This is a genomic window from uncultured Nocardioides sp. (assembly GCF_902805925.1).
Taxonomy (GTDB): Bacteria; Actinomycetota; Actinomycetes; order Propionibacteriales; family Nocardioidaceae; genus Nocardioides.
Map to the genome: position 1 here is coordinate 1 of NZ_CADCUP010000028.1, position 3,000 is coordinate 3,000.

Here is a 3,000-nt window from a genome sequence, read left to right on the forward strand (position 1 = left end):
GCCGGCAGGGTCGCCGGGGAGCGTCACGTCGACGGGCCCCGGAGAGGCCGTCGGGCTCGCCGTGCCGGACGCCGCCGGTGCGGGAGCGTCGTCCCCGGCCGGTCCGGGCAGGGCGAACATCGCCGTCGGCACCGCGACGGCCGCGACCGCGGCGCCGGCCACGGCCACCGCGATCCGGCGGCGGCGCCGGATGCGCCCGGCGCGCTGCTGCACCGACCGCAGGCTCACGTGGCCGGCCGACAGCCGGTCGACGTGCTCGCGCAGGCCCTCGGAGAGCCGGGTCTCGTCGTGGTCGGTCATCGCTCCCCCTCCCGGAGGCTCTGGGGTGCCCGCTCGCGGAGTGCGGCGAGGGCACGGCTGGTCTGGGACTTCACGGTGCCGATCGAGACGCCGAGCACGTCGGCGGTCTCGGCCTCGGACAGCTGCTCGTAGTAGCGCAGCACCACGACGGCCCGCTGCCGGCGCGGCAGCGTCTGGACGAACTCCCACAGCTGCGCGGACGTCCCGTCGTCTCGGTGGTCGGTGACCGGCTGCTCAGGCAGGTCGTCGCTGACGTGCTCGCGCCGCTTCCAGGCGCGCCGCCACAGCGAGGTGTTCTCGTTCACCATGATCCTGCGGACGTAGCCGTCGAGCGCCTCGCGGTCGCGCACGGAGTCCCAGGCGAGGTAGAGCTTCGCCAGCGCCGTCTGCAGGAGGTCCTGGGCGTCGTGCACGTTGCCCGTCAGGGCGTACGCCGTCCGCAGCAGGGCCTGCTCACGGGCGGCGAGGTAGGAGGCGAAGTCGTCGTCGCGGCTGCGACTGGCCACGGTGACCCTCGTTCCTGCCGGTGCTGCTGCGGTGCCGAGCATCCTCGCCTCCCATCCTGGTCGTCGTGCGGGCGTGTCAGTGGGAGGACGCGTCGTCGGCGGCTGAGGTTGCAGAAAGTTCGAGCGGCACGAGAGGGTCCTCGCATGCACCAGGTCAAGGGAGTCATCGCCCGCGCCAAGGGCGCGCCCGTCGAGGTCGTCACCATCAACGTGCCGGACCCCGGCCCGGGGGAGGCGCTGGTGCGGGTGCAGGCCTGCGGGGTCTGCCACACCGATCTGCACTACCGCGAGGGCGGCATCAACGACGAGTTCCCCTTCCTGCTGGGCCACGAGGCCTCGGGCGTGGTGGAGGCGGTCGGTCCGGACGTCACCGACGTGGCGCCGGGCGACTTCGTGGTGCTCAACTGGCGCGCCGTCTGCGGCAGCTGCCGGGCCTGCACGCGCGGCGAGCCGTGGTACTGCTTCGACACCCACAACGCCACCCAGAGGATGACGATCGCCGACGGGGAGGGAGCCGGCACGCCCCTGAGCCCGGCCCTGGGCATCGGCTCCTTCGCCGAGAAGACCCTGGTGGCCGCCGGTCAGTGCACCAAGGTCGACCCCGCCGCGCGGCCGGCGGCTGTGGGCCTCCTGGGCTGTGGCGTGATGGCCGGGCTCGGTGCCGCCATCAACACCGGCGGCGTCGGCCGCGGCATGTCGGTGGCCGTCATCGGCTGCGGCGGCGTCGGGGCCGCCGCGGTGGCCGGCTCGGTGCTGGCGGGAGCGAGCAGGGTCATCGCCGTCGACATCGACGACCGCAAGCTCGACGGCGCCCGCAGGCTCGGTGCCACCCACACGATCAACAGCAAGGACGGCGACCCCGTCGAGGCGATCCAGGCGCTCACCGACGGCCACGGCGCCGACGTGGTGATCGACGCGGTCGGCCGCCCGGAGACCTGGAGGCAGGCGTTCTACGCCCGTGACCTCGCCGGCACCGTCGTCCTGGTCGGCGTGCCCACGCCGGACATGAGGGTGCCCGACATCCCGCTGATCGACGTGTTCGGCCGCGGTGGCTCGCTGAAGTCGAGCTGGTACGGCGACTGCCTGCCGTCGCGGGACTTCCCGATGCTCGTCGACCTCTACCGGCAGGGCCGCCTCGACCTGGACGCCTTCGTCACCGAGGAGATCGCCCTCGACGAGGTGGAGGCCGCCTTCGAGAAGATGCACGGCGGCCCCGATGGGCAGAGCGTGCTGCGCTCGGTGGTGATCCTGTGATGGGCGCGATGCGCGTGGACCACGGGGTCGTCTCCGGCACCTTCTCCCTCGACGGCGAGACCTTCGACGTCGACAACAACATCTGGGTGATCGGCGACGAGACCGAGTGCGTGGTGATCGACGCCCCGCACGACGTCGACGCGATCATCGCGGTCGTGGGGGAGCGGCTCATCAAGGCGGTCGTGTGCACCCACGCCCACGACGACCACGTGCGCGTCGCCCCGGAGCTGCGGCAGCGCACGAGGACGCCGATCCTGCTGCACCCCGACGACCGGCCGCTGTGGGAGCTCGTGCACCCCGACGAGCTGTGGGACGCCGACCTCTCCGACGGCCAGGTGATCAGCGTCGGCGGCACCGAGCTGAGGATCCTGCACACGCCCGGCCACGCCCCCGGGGCGGTGTGCGTCCACGTCCCCGACCTCGGCTGCGTGTTCACCGGCGACACGCTCTTCCAGGGCGGGCCGGGCGCCACCGGGCGCAGCTTCTCCGACCGCGGCGTCATCGAGTCCTCGATCCGCACGGTGCTGTTCGCGCTGCCCGACGAGACGGTCGTGCACACCGGCCACGGCGACGACACCACCATCGGCGCCGAGAGGGCGGCGCTCGGCACGGGGGCCTGACCGTGCCGGGTGGCAGGATGACCCGATGCCCCGACGCCGCGCCCTGACCTGCCTGGCGGCCGCCGTCGGCCTGGTGGCGGGGCTGCTGGGCGGCTGCTCCTCCGACGACGACGAGCGGCCGGGCCCGGGCCGGGCCGAGCAGGCCTCCGCCGTCGACCCGCCCACCCCGGTCGAGCGGCTCGGCCTCGTGCCCGGCTGGGGCCCCACCCCGCGGGAGCTGGAACGAGCCGCCGCGGCCGTCGGCGAGCTCGGCGTGCGCGACCTCGCCGGCCAGGTCATCGTGGCGCGCTGGCAGGGCACCGGCGCCCCCACGGCGATGG

General features: G+C 74.0%; 3 protein-coding genes and 2 pseudogenes. 3 read left to right on the forward strand and 2 right to left on the reverse strand.

Annotated features, from left to right (window positions below; genetic code table 11):
* Together QZX64_RS01635 and QZX64_RS01640 are read right to left on the reverse strand one after the other, a co-directional pair.
* Positions 1–300: pseudogene (locus QZX64_RS01635) on the reverse strand (hypothetical protein); the annotation flags it as partial.
* Complete coding sequence (locus QZX64_RS01640) at positions 297–806, reverse strand: SigE family RNA polymerase sigma factor (RefSeq protein ID WP_295656424.1); 510 nt, start codon at positions 804–806, stop codon at positions 297–299. The pseudogene QZX64_RS01635 and the gene QZX64_RS01640, both read right to left, overlap by 4 nt.
* A gap of 144 nt (positions 807–950) precedes the next feature.
* On the opposite strand from QZX64_RS01640, the gene QZX64_RS01645 reads away from it, so the two are divergent.
* From QZX64_RS01645 to QZX64_RS01655, 3 genes and pseudogenes are all read left to right on the forward strand, one after another.
* Entirely contained in the window at positions 951–2,060 is a 1,110-nt protein-coding gene (locus QZX64_RS01645; RefSeq protein ID WP_295656426.1) for an S-(hydroxymethyl)mycothiol dehydrogenase, read from the forward strand.
* Complete coding sequence (locus tag QZX64_RS01650; RefSeq protein WP_295656428.1) at positions 2,060–2,680, forward strand: MBL fold metallo-hydrolase; 621 nt, start codon at positions 2,060–2,062, stop codon at positions 2,678–2,680. Before QZX64_RS01645 ends, QZX64_RS01650 begins: the two co-directional genes overlap by 1 nt.
* A 25-nt stretch (positions 2,681–2,705) precedes the next feature.
* Positions 2,706–3,000, forward strand: a pseudogene (locus QZX64_RS01655) (hypothetical protein); the annotation flags it as partial.

Coding starts and splice junctions, on each gene's coding strand:
- QZX64_RS01645 (WP_295656426.1), top strand. CDS start 951: ATGCACCAGGTCAAGGGAGTCATCGCCCGCGCCAAGGGCGCGCCCGTC.
- QZX64_RS01650 (WP_295656428.1), top strand. CDS start 2,060: ATGGGCGCGATGCGCGTGGACCACGGGGTCGTCTCCGGCACCTTCTCC.